Raw genomic sequence first — 13,844 nt, 5'->3', positions numbered from 1 at the left:
GTAACCGAGTCGTAGCATTGACGTGTGCCCCGCAGAGAAACAGATCGTGTGCAGAACAGCGCCGACGCCTGGGAGGCCCTCTTCAGGGCCCAGGTGACGGTCATGCGGCGTCTCCAGCGCCAACCCGAGTTCGCGGAACTGTCCGCCCGCGAGTACGACGTCCTGTTCAACCTCTCCCGCTCCGACGAGGCCGGCATGCGCCTCAACGAGCTCAACGAGTACGTCCTGCTCACCCAGTCCAGTCTCAGCCGGATGCTCGAGCGCCTCGAGCTCAAGGGCCTCGTGCACCGCTGGCAGGACCCGCAGGACCTGCGGGGGCTGCGGATCCGGCTGACCGATCGCGGCCGGCAGATGCAGCTGCAGATCGCCGAGCAGTTCCGCCTGCACGTCCACGAGCTGATGTCCGCGGGCCTGGACCCGGACGAGCTGCGCATCCTCACCCGCCTCGCCGACCGCCTGCGGGAGGCCGTCAACGACCTGTGAGCCCGGCTCCCCGGCCGTCCGGCAGCGGCAGCACGACCCTGGCCCGCGGGTCCTCGGGCACGGGCGCGGAGGACTCCGCGCTGATCCGCATCTCCCCCAGGGTGATCTCCCCCTGGAGGGTGGTCAGGAACGCCGTCTCGGAGGCGTCGGCGCCGGTGGCGATGCGCACGAACCCGGTGCGCGGGGCGAGGCCGGTGGCGTCGAGGACGTACCAGGTGCCGTCGTGCCAGGCCTCGACCACCGCGTGGAAGTCCATGGGTGAGAGCCCGGGCGCGTAGACCGACACCAGCCGCGCCGGCACGCCCAGGCCGCGGAGCAGGGTGATGAGCAGGTGCGCGTAGTCCCGGCAGACGCCCCGGCGGGTCAGGAACGTGTGCACGGCGGTGTCGGTGGCCGTCGAGGACCCCGCCACGTACTCCAGGTTCTCGTGCACCCAGTCCCGCACCCGCTGCAGGGTCGCGTAGCCCCCGCCCCGGGCCCCCGGGAAGAGGGCGTCGGCGGTGCCGGCCATCTCGTCGAAGGGGCAGAACCGGCTGGGACGGGTGTAGCGGACCACGTCCACGCTCTCCGCCGGCGGCGGCGGTCCCGCCTCGCCGGTCAGCTCCAGCGCGTAGGACACCGTGCACTGCGTGCCGCCCGGCACCCGGGCCAGGTGCAGGCGGGTGCCGTGCAGGTCCTCCGCCTCCTCCAGCGCCGCCTCCGTCCCGTCGACGAGCAGGCGCAGCCGCTCACCGGGGTGGCCGCCGCCACCGGTGCGGGCGGCCGCGACGGAGAGCACCGCGAGGTGGTCGCTCTCCGAGGTGAAGTCGAGCTCGGCCGAGACGGTGCGCCGTGGGGTGGGCACGGAGGGCCTCCTGGGGTGGTCGGGTGCGGGTCGGGCCGGTGGGCCGCCCCGACCATTGTCGCCCACCGGGGCGATCGTCAGTACACTGATGCCCGAGAGATCCCCCACACGACCCGCCGCCGTCCGGAGTCCGCGCACCGCATCCGGCGGCCGACCGAAGGACGCAGCATGGCCCAGGACACCGCCCAGGACAGCCGCTCCAAGGAGCGCACCGCACCCGAGCCTGAGGACTCCCGCAAGCCGGACAGCCCCACCGAGCTGAGCAAGCCCTCCTGGGGCTACATCGCCAAGCGGGCGCTCTCCGAGTTCTCCAAGGACGACTGCACCGACCTCGCGGCGTCCCTGACGTACTTCGCCGTCCTCTCCCTCTTCCCCGCGCTGCTCGCCATCGTGTCCCTGCTGGGCGTGTTCGGCCAGGGGCAGGCCACGACGCAGGCGATCACCGACTTCCTGGCCCAGTACGCGCCCGCCGAGCTCGTGACCCTGCTCGAGGGCCCGATCAACAACCTCACCACCAGCACCGGCGCGGGCCTCGCCCTGTTCACGGGTCTGCTGGGCGCGCTGTGGACCGCCTCCGGCTACACGGGCGCCTTCGGCCGGGCCATGAACCGCATCTACGAGGTCGAGGAGGGCCGGCCCGTCTGGAAGCTGCGGCCGATGAACATCCTCGTGACGCTGATGCTCGTGCTGATCGTGGTCCTGATCATGCTCATGGTGCTGCTCTCCGGCGGCGTGGCCCAGTGGGTGGGCGACCTCGTCGGTCTCGGCGCCACGGCCGTGACCGTGTGGAACATCGCCAAGTGGCCGGTGATCGTCGTGCTCGCCGTCGTGCTGGTCGCGGTGCTCTACTACTTCACGCCCAACGTCCGCCAGCCCAAGTTCCGCTGGATCAGCATGGGTTCGATCGTCGCCCTCCTCGTGGCGGCCGTGGCGGCCGCGGCCTTCACCTGGTACGTGATCAACTTCGCGTCCTACAACGCCACCTACGGCATCATCGGCTCCGTCATCATCCTGCTGCTGGGCCTGTGGATCATCAACAACGTGCTGCTGCTGGGGGCCGAGATCGACGCCGAGGTGGAGCGCGGCCGCCAGCTGCAGGGCGGGATCAAGGCCGAGCAGTCCATCCAGCTCCCGCCGCGCGACACCCGCCAGGTGGACAAGAAGGAGAAGAAGGAGGAGAAGCTCGTCGACCAGGGCCGCAGGCTGCGCCTCGAGAACGAGCACCTGGACTACTCCTCCGACGACACCGGCGGCCACTGAGGGAGCCGGCGGGAGCCGACGAGCGGGCCGGCGCGGATGGACCTCCTGGAGCTCGGCGGGGACCCCGGCGGCCACCCGGTGCTGCTGGTCCACGGGTTCGCCTCCTCGTCCTCCGACTGGGTCCGCACCGGCTGGGTGCGCGCGCTCGGGCAGCAGGGGTTCCGGGTGCTGGGCGTGGACCTCCCCGGGCACGGCCGGCACGCCGCCCCCGCGTCGCAGGAGACCACCCGCACCGGACTCGAGGACCGGATCGGCGAGCTCGCCGCCGGCCTGGGCGGCGGCGCTCCCGTGCCCCTGGTGGGCTACTCCCTGGGCGCCCAGCTGGCGTGGTCGGCCGCCGCCCGCCGGCCGGGGATCGGCGCCCTGGTGCTGGGCGGGCTCGGGCCGCAGGACCGCCTCCCCGACCTCGGGCGCGCCCTCGCCGGCGACCCCACGGCCGAGCCGTCCGCCCGCGAGCTCGCGGCCACGCTGACCGCGACGGCCCCGGAGGGCGTCTCCGGCCGCGTCCGGCGCTGGTCCGCGCTCGCCCGCCTGGCCGGGACCGAACCCTTCGCCCCGGAGTCCGCGGTGCCCGCCCAGCCCCTGCTCCTGTTCGCCGGCGGCCGGGACGACTGGGCGGACCCCCGGGCCATGGCCCGGCTCCGCGGCCGCACCGGGGCCCCCACGGAGCAGCTCGTGGTGCCCGGACGCGGTCACGTGGACGTCCTCACGGCCCGCGCGGCACGGCAGGGCGCCGCCGGGTTCCTCCGCCGCTCCGTCCCGCCGCGCGCCCCCGGGGTCCTTCCCTAGACTGGGGAGCGGTGTTCCGGACCGGAACCGTCATGTCGTCCGAAGGAGAGGTCCCCCTCATGCACGAGGTCAGAGCCGTCGTCGTCACGGAGAAGAACGCACCCGCCACCCTCGAGACGATCCTCGTCCCGGACCCCGGGCCCGGGGAGGCGCTGGTGGACGTGCTCACCTGCGGGGTGTGCCAGACCGACCTGCACTACAAGGTCGGCGCCGTGGGCGACGACTACCCCTACCTTCTGGGCCACGAGGCCTCCGGCGTGGTCGCCGCGGTCGGCGAGGGCGTCACCGAGGTCGCCGTCGGGGACAAGGTCATCCTCAACTGGCGCGCCGTGTGCGGGGAGTGCCGGGCCTGCCGCAGGGGCGAGCCCTGGTACTGCTTCGCCACCCACAACGCCACCCAGAAGATGACGCTCGCCGACGGCACGGAGCTCTCCCCCGCCCTGGGCATCGGCGCGTTCGCCGAGAAGACCCTGGTCGCGGCCGGGCAGTGCACCAAGATCGAGGGCGAGCTCGAGGACCACCAGTACGCCGCGGTCGGCCTGCTCGGCTGCGGCGTGATGGCCGGCATCGGCGCCGTCCTCAACACCGCGAACGTCCGGCGCGGGGAGTCCGTGGCTGTGATCGGCTGCGGCGGCGTCGGCACCGCGGCGATCGCCGGGGCCCAGCTCGCGGGGGCCACCACGATCATCGCCGTGGACCTCGACGACGAGAAGCTCGCCACGGCGCAGACGTTCGGCGCGACCCACACGGTGAACTCGAAGGAGCAGGACCCCGTCGCGGCCATCCAGGAGCTCACGGGCGGGCACGGCGCCGACGTCGTGGTCGACGCCGTGGGCGTGGCCGCGACCTTCCAGCAGGCCTTCGAGGCCCGCGATCTCGCCGGACGGCTGGTCCTGGTGGGCGTGCCCGCCCCCGGCACCACGTGGGAGATCCCGCTGGACGAGGTCTTCGGCCGCGGCGGGGCGATCAAGTCCGCCTGGTACGGCGACACCCTGCCGAACCGTGACTTCCCGATGCTCGTGGACCAGTACCGGCTGGGCCGGCTGGACCTCGACGGCTTCATCACCGAACGGATCGGGATCGAGGACGTCGAGCCCGCCTTCGAGCGGATGACCGCCGGCAAGGTGCTGCGCTCCGTCGTGGAGCTCGGCCGATGAGCGCCGTCGACGGCCACGACGGCGAGGCCCTGCCCGACGGGGAGCGCGCCCACCCCGCCGACCACGGCGCCGTCCCGGTGCACCCCGCCGAGGGCGTCGGCCGCGCGCGCATCGACCGGCTCGTCACCGCCGGCACCTTCTCGCTCGACGGGGGGACCTGGGAGGTCGAGAACAACGTGTGGATCGTGGGCGACGACGACGAGTGCGTGGTGATCGACCCCGCCCACGATCCCGCCGCGGTGGTGGAGGCCGTGGCGGGGCGCACGGTGACCGCGATCCTGCTCACCCACGCCCACGACGACCACATCCGCTCCGTCAAGGAGGTGGCCGGCCAGGTGGGCGGCACGATCCACCTGCACCCGGACGACACCGTGCTGTGGGAGCAGGTCTACCCGGCCACGCCCTTCGACGCGGAGATCGCCGACGGCCGGCGGTTCACGGTGGCCGGGACCACCCTGACCGCGCTGCACACCCCGGGCCACTCGCCCGGCTCCGTGTGCTTCCTCGCGCCGGAGCTGGGCGAGCACGGGGTGCTCTTCTCCGGGGACACCCTCTTCCAGGGCGGCCCCGGCGCCACCGGCCGCTCGTACTCGGACTTCCCCACGATCGTGGACTCCATCCGCGACCGGCTGCTCACGCTGCCCGGATCCACGGAGGTGCTCACCGGCCACGGGGACACCACCACGATCGGCGCGGAGGCCCCGCACCTGCAGGAGTGGATCGACCGCGGCCACTGAGCGCGGTCACCCGCCGGCCCTCTGAGCCCCGCCCGCCGGCCCGGCGGGCGGGGCTCAGAGATCGGCGGGGTCGACGCGCCGCCAGCGGTGCACGAAGGCCAGCGCGGTGGCCAGCAGGGCCGCCGCGGAGACCACGGGCAGGAGGGCCGCGCTCCGGTACCCCCCGTACTCCCCCCACCACCCGGAGAGGGCGAGGCCTCCGGTCAGGCCCACGCTCATCATGGCGGTCATCACGGTGGTCAGGGCCGTGACCCGGGAGATCGGCGCCACCAGCCGCGCGATCTCGTAGACCGCCACCAGGCACGGCCCCGTCGTCAGCCCGGCCAGGGCAAGCACCACCACCATGCCGACGGAGTCGTCGGGGATCGTCAGCAGCATCGAGGCGAGCACGGCCCCCGCGGCCGCCGCGACCCAGCGGTTCCACAGCCGCAGCTCCTCGCTGCGGGCGGACGCCGCGACGGCGGCCAGGGCCGAGGTGAGCCCGGAGACCGCGTACAGCCAGCTGACCGAGATCACCGCGTCCACGGCGGTCGCAAAGACCACGACCGCGCCGAGGGTCGACCCCACGAGGCAGCCCAGCGCCGCCATGCCCAGCACGGGCAGCAGCCGCAGCCGCCGCGCCCGGCACCGCCGGTGGCGGGCCGCCCTGGTGGGCGCGGCCGCCTCGGGGGCCCGGACGCCGATCGGGCCCCGCGGCAGCCGGGCGGAGCAGTGCAGCAGGAAGACGCTGGTGCCCACGAGCGTGAGCGTGGCCGCCAGCACGAGCACGGCGACCGGGCCCAGGGTCACGGCCACCAGACCGGTCGCCGCGGCGGCCAGGACGGTGCCCAGGGAGTCCATGACGCTCTCGTGGCGCAGCGCGGTGTCGAAAAGGTCCTCCCGGGAGTCGCGGGCCAGCAGGGACCACCAGCGCAGCCGGCACGCCACCCCCATCTGGGGCAGCACGAGGCCCGCCAGCAGGCAGGGCAGCACCAGCTGCGCGGGGTCCGCCCCGGCGTCGGCGGCGAGGCCCGGCAGGCGGCGCACGAGCCACCACACCACGAGCGGGTTGACGAGGGTGAGCACCACCAGTCCCAGCTGGCGGCGGCGCCACGTGGCGGCGGCGCCCATGGCGAGCCCGCACAGGGCCGAGCCGAGGGTCACGGCGGCGGCGCAGTACGTCCCCCGGGCCGGGGAGCCGGAGATCAGGGCCACCGTGGTCAGTACGCCGAGCGGCACCATGGTCTGGGGCAGCCGCACGAGCAGGGTCAGCACGGGGTACAGGGCCCCGCTGACGGCGGCAAGCTCCCGGGAGTCCGCCAGCGGCGAGCGGGAGATCGTGCCGAAGCCCCCGAGGGGCTCGGCGGCGCGCACACTGCTCACGGGGGTCCTCCGCTTCCTGCCGACGGCGGCCGGGCAGGGACCAGCCTAGTCCCGCCCCGCCGACCATGACGGAAAGCGTCGGCCCGGCGCGCGGCGCCTCCGGCAGCCACGCCCGGGCGGCCGGGGCTCAGCCCTCGCGCTCCGACGCCGTGGGAGCCCCAGTGGGGGCCGCCGCGGTGGACGACCCGGAGTCCGTCCCGGCGGCGGACTCCCCGGCGGACTCTCCGGCGGACCCGCCGCGGCGCGGCCGGGCGAAGTCCGCCGCGCGGTGGACGAGCCCCGCCACGAGACCGCCGAGCAGCGGAGCCGCCCAGAACAGCCAGAGCTGGCCCAGGTGCGTGCCGCCGGAGACCACGGCCGCGCCCGTCGAGCGGGCGGGGTTCAGCGATCCGCCGTCGAACGGCGCGGCGATGGTGAGCAGGAACGCCAGGGCCGCCCCGATGGCCAGGGGGGCGAGCACCGCGTTGGCCCGCGGCGCCGTGGCCCCGAGGACCACGAGGGCGAACAGGGCGGTCGCCACGAACTCGACCAGCAGGACGGTGGTCCATCCCGCCTGGGACGTGGAGTTCTCCCCGAAGCCGTTGGAGACCGCGCCGAGGACCTGCGCCGTGGTCGAGGAGTCGAGCAGCGTCACGAGCACCGCCCAGAGCACGCCCGACGCCGCGAGGGCGCCGAGCACCTGGGCCACCAGGTAGCCGGGGGCGGACCGGACGGGGGTGCGCCCGGCCACGACGGCGGCGAGGGTCACGGCGGGGTTGAAGTGCCCTCCGGAGACGTGGCCGAAGGCGACGATCGCGGCGACCAGGCCGAGGCCGAAGCCCAGCGCGGAGTCGATGACCTCGGTGGCGAACATCCCCGTGCCCAGCCCGGCGAAGACCAGCAGGGCCGTGCCGGCGAACTCGGCGGCCCAGCGGGCCGGGGCGGAGTCGCCGGCCGGTGCGCCGGCAGGCACGGAGTCCTTCCGCGCGGCCACGGGCACGGGAGCGACGAGACCCTCCGTGCCGGGGCCGGCGGGCGTGCTCTCGGGGACGGGGCCGCCTGCGCCGGTGGGCGCGGTGGTGGCGGGGACGTGCTGGTTCATGGGTGCTCTCCTGGGTGTGGGGGGCGGCGCGGCGGGAACGGGCCGCGCCGGTGGGGCGCCGGGCGCCCGTGCCATGCAACCACAGCCGGCTGAAGGGGAGGTGAACCCGTCCCGGGACCGCGGGCCGCCGACTACACTGACCGCATGCCCGCCCCCCTGCTCTCCCCCGACGCCGGCCTCGACCCCCGCCGGGACGGCTACGCCGACTCCGTGCACGCCGTCCTGCTGGGTGGGGCCCTCGGGGACGCCCTGGGCGTCCCCGAGGTCCCGGCGCCGGGAGCCGGCGCCGGGCAGGGCGGGGCGCACGCCCCGACCGGCCGCGGGGACGACGGCCCCGCCGCACCGCTGCGGATCACCGCCGCCGCCCAGCTGACCCTCTACACCCTCGACGGGCTGCAGGAGGTCGTCGAGTGGGCCCACCAGGGCCACTCCGCCGACGAGACCGCGTGCCTGTGGCTGGCCTACCTGCGCTGGCTGCGCACCCAGGACGAGCCCGACCCGGCCGAGGCGCCGCGACCGCTCCCCCGCCCGATCGACGACGACCGGCTCCTGCACGCCGTGCGGGACCCCGACACGACGGTCCTCGAGGCGCTGCGGTCCGGCCGGATGGGCGAGGTCGAGCGCCCGGTGCAGCCGGACGCCCTGGGCCCCGGGGCCGTGCTCCGCTCGGCGCCCTTCGGGCTCCTCCCGCACGTGGGCTGGCGCACGCTCGCCCCGCTCGCCGTCAACGGCGCCGCGCTCACCCACGGCCACCCCGAGGCGCAGACCGCGGCCGCGGTGCACGGCTTCGTGGTGCACGCCGCGGTGCGGGCCCGCCAGGAGGGCGCGGCGCGGCCGGTCGCCGAGGCCGTGGCGGCCGCCCGCGCCGCCGCGGAGCACCTGACCCGGCCGGTGGCCGGGACCGTGGCCCGGATCGACGACGTCGTGCGCGCCGCCGGGCACCGGGTCCCCGCCACCGGGGCGTCCCCGCGGACGGAGGGCACCGGCCCGACCGCCCCCGAGGTCCTGGCCGGCGGTCTGGGCGCGGCCCTGCGCGCGGAGGCCGAGCTCGCGGGCTCCCCGGACCCGCAGGCCGTGTTCCGGCGCGCGGTGGCCCTGGGGACCGAGGACCCCGGCCACGGGGCCGGGGCGGTCGCGGGCGCCGTGACGGGGGCGGCCCTCGGGACGGCCGCGCTCCCCCCGCCGTGGTGCGCCCGGCTGGACGCCCGGGACGCGGTGTCGCGGGCGGCCCGGCGCTGGCTCAGGGAAGTGGGGGCGACGTCAGGCGCCTGACACCCAGTCCCGCGGCGCCGAGCAGCTCCCGGACGCTGCCCGCACCGGCCCGGTGCACGAGGTCCAGCACGATCCCGGCGCACGCCCGGGCGTCCTCGAGGGCGTCGTGGTGGCGGCGCAGCGGGACCCCGGCGGCCTCCGCCGCCCTCGGCAGCGCGTAGGACGGCAGGTCGTAGCCGCGCCGTGCCAGGGCCAGGCTGCACGCGTACGCCAGCGGGGCGTGCCGGGTGCCGGACGCGGCGCACGCCGCGCGGATCACCCCCATGTCGAAGCGGGCGTTGTGCGCGACCACGAGCTCGTCGGGGTCCTCCGCCAGGATCCACGCCTCGATCCGGGGCCACAGCTCGGCGAAGCCGGGCCGGCCCGCGACGGCCTGCTCGGTGATGCCGTGGATGCGGGTGTTGCCGGGGTCGAACGTGGCCAGGGCCCCTGGGGGCCGCATGGTGGTGGAGCGCTCCGCCACCACCCGGCCGCCGCGGACCCGCACGAGGCCCACGGCGCACGGCGAGCCGAGCGAGCGGTTCGCGGTCTCGAAGTCGATGGCGGTGAAGGAGAGGCTGGACGGATCCACGGCGGTCGGGGCGGGGAGGGCTGGTCTCGGCACCAGACCAGCCTACTGCGCCCGCTCAGGCGGAGGCGCCGCGCAGGTTCGTCTCGATCCAGTCGTCGGCCCGGGCGATGGACTGGTTGACCTGGGCCGTGTCGAGCTCGTGGTGCAGGGCGTACGCGACCGCCTGCAGCGGGAAGGTGCGGGCGTGCAGCCGGGCCCGCTCGTAGACGGTCTCCGAGACCGCCGCGCGCAGGGCGTCCCAGCCGTACCACAGCCCGAGGGACGCGGCGTCGTGCGCGGGGTCGGAGAGGCAGGCGTGGTCCCAGTCGATGACGCCCGTGAGCTCCTCCCCCACCCACAGCATGTTGTGGCCCATCAGATCCCCGTGCACCAGGGTCGGGACCACGGTGGGCAGCGCCGCGAGCTCGGCGACGGCCTGCCGCGCGGCCTCCTGGTTGCGGGGCAGCAGCCGCGGGATCACCTCGTCGAGGAGCACGTGCCGGCGCCGGTGGCCGCCCCAGTGCTGTCCGGGACGGTCCAGGTAGTGCGCGAAGCCCGTGGTGTCGACCTCCGCCAGCTCGGTCAGCACCCGGTGCAGCACGGCCGGGTCCCCGTGACCGGGCGGGTGGGGGTCGCCCGGGCACCACGTGAGGCCCACGCCCGTGTAGCCGTGGGAGACCACCACGCCGGTGAGCGGCCGGGGGGTCGTGAACGAGAAGCGGGGCAGCCGGCGCAGCACCTCGGTGCGGCGCTGGACGTGCTCGCAGACCGTGGCGTTCTTCGCGATCCGCACGGAGATCACGTGGCCCACGTTGACCACCACGTGTGCGGAACCGCCGGCGTGCACCTCCCACTGGCTCGGGTCGGCGCTCATGCCGGCCTCGCGCAGGACGGCCTGGACGGCGCCGGCGAACGGCAGGTGGTGGAGCTGCGACCAGGGCATGGTCAGATTCCTCGGTTCGGACGTGGGTCAGTCGGGGACGGCGGCGGGGTCGAGGGCCGCGAGCAGGTGCGGGAGCAGGGCCCGCAGGGCGCGCCCGCGGTGGCTGATGGCGTTCTTCTCCTCGCGCGAGAGCTGCGCGCAGGACCGGTCGAGGCCGTCGGGGCGCAGCACGGGGTCGTAGCCGAAGCCGCCGTCGCCGACCGGTTCCCGCAGCAGCGTCCCGCGCAGGGCGCCGGTCTCGACGTGCTCGGTCCCGTCCGGGGTCACGAGGGCCGCCGCGCACACGAACTGCGCGCCGCGGTGGGCGTCGGGGACGTCGGAGAGCTGGTCGAGCAGCAGCCGCAGGTTGGCGGCGTCGTCGCCGTGGCGGCCGGACCACCGCGCCGAGAAGATCCCGGGGGCGCCGCCCAGGACGTCCACGGCCAGGCCGGAGTCGTCGGCCACGGCGACCAGCCCGGTCGCGGCGGCCGCGGCGCGGGCCTTGAGCAGGGCGTTGGCGGCGAAGCTCGTGCCGTCCTCGACGACGTCGGGGGCGCCGGCCGCGGTGGCGTCCACCACGAGGCGCCCCACGTCCGTGCCGGGCAGCGCCTCCGCCAGCAGGGCCCGCAGCTCGGCGAGCTTGCCGGCGTTGCGGGTGGCCAGGACCACCCGTGGGCCGTCGTGCTCACCCATCGTCGGCCTCGCGCAGGGTCTCGAGCTGGATCTGGGTGAGCTGGGCGCAGCCGGCGAGGGCCAGGTCCAGGAGGGCGTCGAGCTCGGCCCGGTCGAAGGGGGCGCCCTCGGCGGTCCCCTGGACCTCCACGAAGTCGCCGGACCCCGTGACCACCACGTTCATGTCGGTCTCGGCCCGGACGTCCTCGACGTACGGGAGGTCGAGCATCGGCACCCCGTCGATGATCCCCACGGACACGGCGGCCACGGTGTCGGTGAGCGGCTGGGCGCGGCGGGCGAGCAGCCCCTCCGCCCGGGCCCAGCCCACGGCCTCGGCCAGGGCGACGTAGGCGCCGGTGATGGCCGCGGTGCGGGTGCCGCCGTCGGCCTGCAGGACGTCGCAGTCGAGGACCACGGTGTTCTCGCCCAGCGCGGAGAGGTCGATGACCGAGCGCAGGGAGCGGCCGATGAGCCGGGAGATCTCGTGGGTGCGCCCGCCGATCTTGCCCTTCACGGACTCGCGGGCGGAGCGGGTGGACGTGGCCCGCGGGAGCATCGCGTACTCGGCGGTCACCCAGCCGCGGCCCTCCCCCTTAAGCCAGCGCGGCACGCCCTCGGTCACGGACGCGGTGCACAGCACCCGGGTGCTGCCGAACTCGATGAGCGCGGAGCCCTCCGCCTGCTGGGACCAGCCGCGGGTGATCGTGATGGGCCGCAGCTCGCCGGGCGAGCGGCCGTCCGAGCGGGTCACCCCCGGGGTCGCGGGGGCCGGTGCGCTCTGGTCGACGGGGGAATCCATGTGCTCCACCTTACCCCCCGGCCCGGCGCTCCCGGCCCGGGCGCCGGCGGCCGGGATCACGGCCCGACGGCGGCCGCGGGCCGACCGCTGCCGCGGCGGACGATCCGGTAGGTGTAGGCCGGCTCCGCCACCCCGATGGGGCCCTCGAAGACCTCCTGCGCCTCCTCGACGGCCCGTGTCGGGGAGTTCCACACCGGCAGGTGGGTCAGCAGCAGCTTGCGGGCCCCGGCGTCCCGCGCGGCCTCCGCGGCGCGGCGGCCGGTGAGGTGGATGCCGCGCAGGGCGTCGTCGCGCCCCTCGTGGTAGGCGGCCTCGCAGAGGAAGACGTCGGCGTCCCGGGCTGCGCGCACGAGGCTCTCGCACGCGTCGGTGTCCCCGGAGTAGGTCAGGGTGCTGGGACCCATGACGCCGTCGAAGTCGATGCGCAGCGCGTACGGCTCGGGCGTGGGGTGCTCCACCAGGAACGGCGTGACGGTGAACGGGCCCACGCGCACCGGCTCCTCGGGGACCCAGGTGTGGAAGTCGAACTCCCCGTGCATCCCCGGTTCCGTGGGCAGCCCGTGCGTGCTGCTGAGGTACTCGTGCAGACCGGTGGGCGCCCAGAGCGGGATCGGGGCCCGGCCCCAGCCGCGCGGGTCCCACTTGATCGCCACGTGCAGCCCCGCCAGGTCGATGCAGTGGTCGGGGTGCAGGTGGCTGACGAGCACGGCGTCGATGTCGTGCAGGTCGATGTGGCGCTGGAGCACGCCGAGGGCGCCGTTGCCCATGTCCAGCAGGACGCGCCAGGTCCGGCCCTCCTCGTCCTCGCCGCTGACGAGGTAGCAGGAGGCCGGGGAGTTCGGCCCCGCGAAGGAGCCGGTGCATCCGACGATGGTGAGTTTCATGGAGCGTGTGCCTTCCAGGGAGGACCGGTGGGACGGCGGCCGCACCGGCCGCGGGGGCTGCTCAGGGAGCGGACGGGCCGGTGCCCCCGATCATCTCCGGGGTGATCCGCGCGAGCGAGCCCGTGGGGTACTGCTCCGCCACGGAGCTGGTGTGCCGGACGCGGGCGACCTCGGGGCCCAGGAACCGCCGGGCGAGCACTTCGAAGGACGCGGCGTCCCCGGTGGCGAGGAACTCGTGGTGCGCGGGCAGGCCGGGGTCCCGCTCGAGCCCGTGGCCGACCAGTGCCCGGTAGACGTCCTTGGCGGTCTCCTCGGCGCTGGAGACGAGGGTGACGGTGTCGCCCATGACGTAGGAGATCACGCCCGTCAGCAGGGGGTAGTGGGTGCAGCCCAGGACCAGGGTGTCCACCTCGGCGTCGCGCAGCGGGCCGAGGTAGTCCTGGGCCGTGGCCAGCAGCCCGGGTCCCGTGGTGACGCCGGCCTCCACGTAGTCGACGAAGGCCGGGCAGGCCACGGAGTCGATCCGCAGGTGGGGGGCCGCGGCGAAGGTGTCGTCGTAGGCGCGGGAGCCGACGGTCGCCTCGGTGCCGATGACGCCGATCCGGCCGTTGCGGGTCGAGGCCACGGCCCGCCGCACCGCCGGCTGGATGACCTCCACCACGGGGATCCCGTAGACCCGGGTGTAGCGCTCCCGGGCGTCGCGCAGCACCGCCGCGGACGCCGTGTTGCACGCGATCACCAGCAGCTTGACGCCCGAGTCGACGAGCTCGTCCATGATGCGCAGCGCGTGCGCCCGGACCTCGGCGATCGGCAGCGGCCCGTAGGGCCCGTGCGCGGTGTCGCCCACGTAGACGATCTCCTCGTGGGGCAGCTGGTCGATGATGGCGCGGGCCACGGTGAGCCCGCCCACCCCGGAGTCGAACACGCCGATGGGCGAGGCGGGATTGGGGCGCCGTGCGGCCCGGCCGCCGGACCCGAAGAGGTCGTCGTCCTGCATATCGACAAGAGCGTAGTCCCGCCCGTGCCGCCGCC

At 75.4% G+C, this 13,844-nt stretch carries 15 protein-coding genes; 6 read left to right on the top strand and 9 right to left on the bottom strand.

The window, feature by feature from the left end; translation table 11 throughout:
* Positions 1–48: 48 nt before the first annotated feature.
* The gene (locus QYM41_RS03600) at positions 49–483 is read left to right on the top strand and encodes a MarR family winged helix-turn-helix transcriptional regulator (RefSeq protein WP_368798364.1); all 435 of its coding nucleotides are present in this window, start codon (positions 49–51) and stop codon (positions 481–483) included.
* Here QYM41_RS03600 and QYM41_RS03595 read toward each other — a convergent pair.
* Positions 470–1,327 (bottom strand): transglutaminase-like domain-containing protein, encoded by an 858-nt coding sequence (locus tag QYM41_RS03595; protein WP_368798363.1) that lies wholly within the window; start codon positions 1,325–1,327, stop codon positions 470–472. The two genes, QYM41_RS03600 and QYM41_RS03595, sit on opposite strands and share 14 nt — an antisense overlap.
* Positions 1,328–1,495: 168 nt before the next feature.
* On the opposite strand from QYM41_RS03595, the gene QYM41_RS03590 reads away from it, so the two are divergent.
* From QYM41_RS03590 to QYM41_RS03575, 4 genes are read left to right on the top strand one after another with little or no spacing between them, the layout of a single operon-like run.
* A complete protein-coding gene (locus QYM41_RS03590; RefSeq protein WP_368798362.1) occupies positions 1,496–2,587 on the top strand; it encodes a YihY/virulence factor BrkB family protein in 1,092 nt (363 codons plus the stop codon).
* Positions 2,588–2,623: 36 nt separating this feature from the next.
* Complete coding sequence (locus QYM41_RS03585) at positions 2,624–3,376, top strand: alpha/beta hydrolase (RefSeq protein ID WP_368798361.1); 753 nt, start codon at positions 2,624–2,626, stop codon at positions 3,374–3,376.
* Between the two features lie 59 nt (positions 3,377–3,435).
* Positions 3,436–4,533, top strand: a complete 1,098-nt coding sequence (locus tag QYM41_RS03580) for an S-(hydroxymethyl)mycothiol dehydrogenase (protein ID WP_368798360.1) — start codon at positions 3,436–3,438, stop codon at positions 4,531–4,533.
* Complete coding sequence (locus QYM41_RS03575; RefSeq protein WP_368798359.1) at positions 4,530–5,270, top strand: MBL fold metallo-hydrolase; 741 nt, start codon at positions 4,530–4,532, stop codon at positions 5,268–5,270. The genes QYM41_RS03580 and QYM41_RS03575 overlap by 4 nt, the downstream gene beginning before the upstream one ends.
* A 54-nt stretch (positions 5,271–5,324) precedes the next feature.
* On the opposite strand, the gene QYM41_RS03570 is transcribed toward QYM41_RS03575, so the two are convergent.
* Together QYM41_RS03570 and QYM41_RS03565 are read right to left on the bottom strand one after the other, a co-directional pair.
* Positions 5,325–6,632, bottom strand: a complete 1,308-nt coding sequence (locus QYM41_RS03570; RefSeq protein ID WP_368798358.1) for a hypothetical protein — start codon at positions 6,630–6,632, stop codon at positions 5,325–5,327.
* A gap of 127 nt (positions 6,633–6,759) precedes the next feature.
* Positions 6,760–7,713 (bottom strand): MIP/aquaporin family protein, encoded by a 954-nt coding sequence (locus tag QYM41_RS03565; protein ID WP_368798357.1) that lies wholly within the window; start codon positions 7,711–7,713, stop codon positions 6,760–6,762.
* A 144-nt stretch (positions 7,714–7,857) separates the two neighbouring features.
* On the opposite strand from QYM41_RS03565, the gene QYM41_RS03560 reads away from it, so the two are divergent.
* A complete protein-coding gene (locus QYM41_RS03560; protein ID WP_368798356.1) occupies positions 7,858–8,985 on the top strand; it encodes an ADP-ribosylglycohydrolase family protein in 1,128 nt (375 codons plus the stop codon).
* On the opposite strand, the gene QYM41_RS03555 is transcribed toward QYM41_RS03560, so the two are convergent.
* The 6 genes from QYM41_RS03555 to murI all read right to left on the bottom strand — a co-directional run bounded on the left by QYM41_RS03555 (position 8,954) and on the right by murI (position 13,809).
* On the bottom strand, positions 8,954–9,589 hold the full coding sequence (locus tag QYM41_RS03555; RefSeq protein WP_368798355.1) for a 3'-5' exonuclease: 636 nt from the start codon (positions 9,587–9,589) through the stop codon (positions 8,954–8,956). The two genes, QYM41_RS03560 and QYM41_RS03555, sit on opposite strands and share 32 nt — an antisense overlap.
* 22 nt (positions 9,590–9,611) lie before the next feature.
* Entirely contained in the window at positions 9,612–10,478 is an 867-nt protein-coding gene (locus QYM41_RS03550; RefSeq protein WP_368798354.1) for a phosphotransferase family protein, read from the bottom strand.
* Between the two features lie 27 nt (positions 10,479–10,505).
* On the bottom strand, positions 10,506–11,150 hold the full coding sequence (gene rdgB / locus QYM41_RS03545; RefSeq protein WP_368798353.1) for an RdgB/HAM1 family non-canonical purine NTP pyrophosphatase: 645 nt from the start codon (positions 11,148–11,150) through the stop codon (positions 10,506–10,508).
* The gene (rph, locus tag QYM41_RS03540; RefSeq protein ID WP_368798352.1) at positions 11,143–11,928 is read right to left on the bottom strand and encodes a ribonuclease PH; all 786 of its coding nucleotides are present in this window, start codon (positions 11,926–11,928) and stop codon (positions 11,143–11,145) included. The genes rdgB and rph overlap by 8 nt, the downstream gene beginning before the upstream one ends.
* A 56-nt stretch (positions 11,929–11,984) precedes the next feature.
* Positions 11,985–12,812 carry an MBL fold metallo-hydrolase gene (locus QYM41_RS03535; RefSeq protein ID WP_368798351.1) on the bottom strand — a complete coding sequence of 276 codons (828 nt, stop codon included), beginning with the start codon at positions 12,810–12,812 and terminating at the stop codon, positions 11,985–11,987.
* Between the two features lie 61 nt (positions 12,813–12,873).
* Positions 12,874–13,809: a glutamate racemase gene (gene murI, locus QYM41_RS03530; protein WP_368798350.1), complete on the bottom strand. Its 936-nt coding sequence runs from the start codon at positions 13,807–13,809 to the stop codon at positions 12,874–12,876.
* Positions 13,810–13,844: the final 35 nt, after the last annotated feature.

The sequence above is a fragment of the Kocuria oxytropis genome (assembly GCF_040981195.1).
Lineage (GTDB): Bacteria > Actinomycetota > Actinomycetes > Actinomycetales > Micrococcaceae > Kocuria > Kocuria oxytropis.
Note: the sequence above shows the minus strand (reverse complement) of the source record. Positions and strands in the feature narration are given on the sequence as shown.

Coding starts and splice junctions, on each gene's coding strand:
- QYM41_RS03590 (WP_368798362.1), top strand. CDS start 1,496: ATGGCCCAGGACACCGCCCAGGACAGCCGCTCCAAGGAGCGCACCGCA.
- QYM41_RS03585 (WP_368798361.1), top strand. CDS start 2,624: ATGGACCTCCTGGAGCTCGGCGGGGACCCCGGCGGCCACCCGGTGCTG.
- QYM41_RS03580 (WP_368798360.1), top strand. CDS start 3,436: ATGCACGAGGTCAGAGCCGTCGTCGTCACGGAGAAGAACGCACCCGCC.
- QYM41_RS03575 (WP_368798359.1), top strand. CDS start 4,530: ATGAGCGCCGTCGACGGCCACGACGGCGAGGCCCTGCCCGACGGGGAG.
- QYM41_RS03565 (WP_368798357.1), bottom strand. CDS start 7,713: ATGAACCAGCACGTCCCCGCCACCACCGCGCCCACCGGCGCAGGCGGC.
- QYM41_RS03560 (WP_368798356.1), top strand. CDS start 7,858: ATGCCCGCCCCCCTGCTCTCCCCCGACGCCGGCCTCGACCCCCGCCGG.
- QYM41_RS03550 (WP_368798354.1), bottom strand. CDS start 10,478: ATGCCCTGGTCGCAGCTCCACCACCTGCCGTTCGCCGGCGCCGTCCAG.
- rdgB (WP_368798353.1), bottom strand. CDS start 11,150: ATGGGTGAGCACGACGGCCCACGGGTGGTCCTGGCCACCCGCAACGCC.
- rph (WP_368798352.1), bottom strand. CDS start 11,928: ATGGATTCCCCCGTCGACCAGAGCGCACCGGCCCCCGCGACCCCGGGG.
- QYM41_RS03535 (WP_368798351.1), bottom strand. CDS start 12,812: ATGAAACTCACCATCGTCGGATGCACCGGCTCCTTCGCGGGGCCGAAC.
- murI (WP_368798350.1), bottom strand. CDS start 13,809: ATGCAGGACGACGACCTCTTCGGGTCCGGCGGCCGGGCCGCACGGCGC.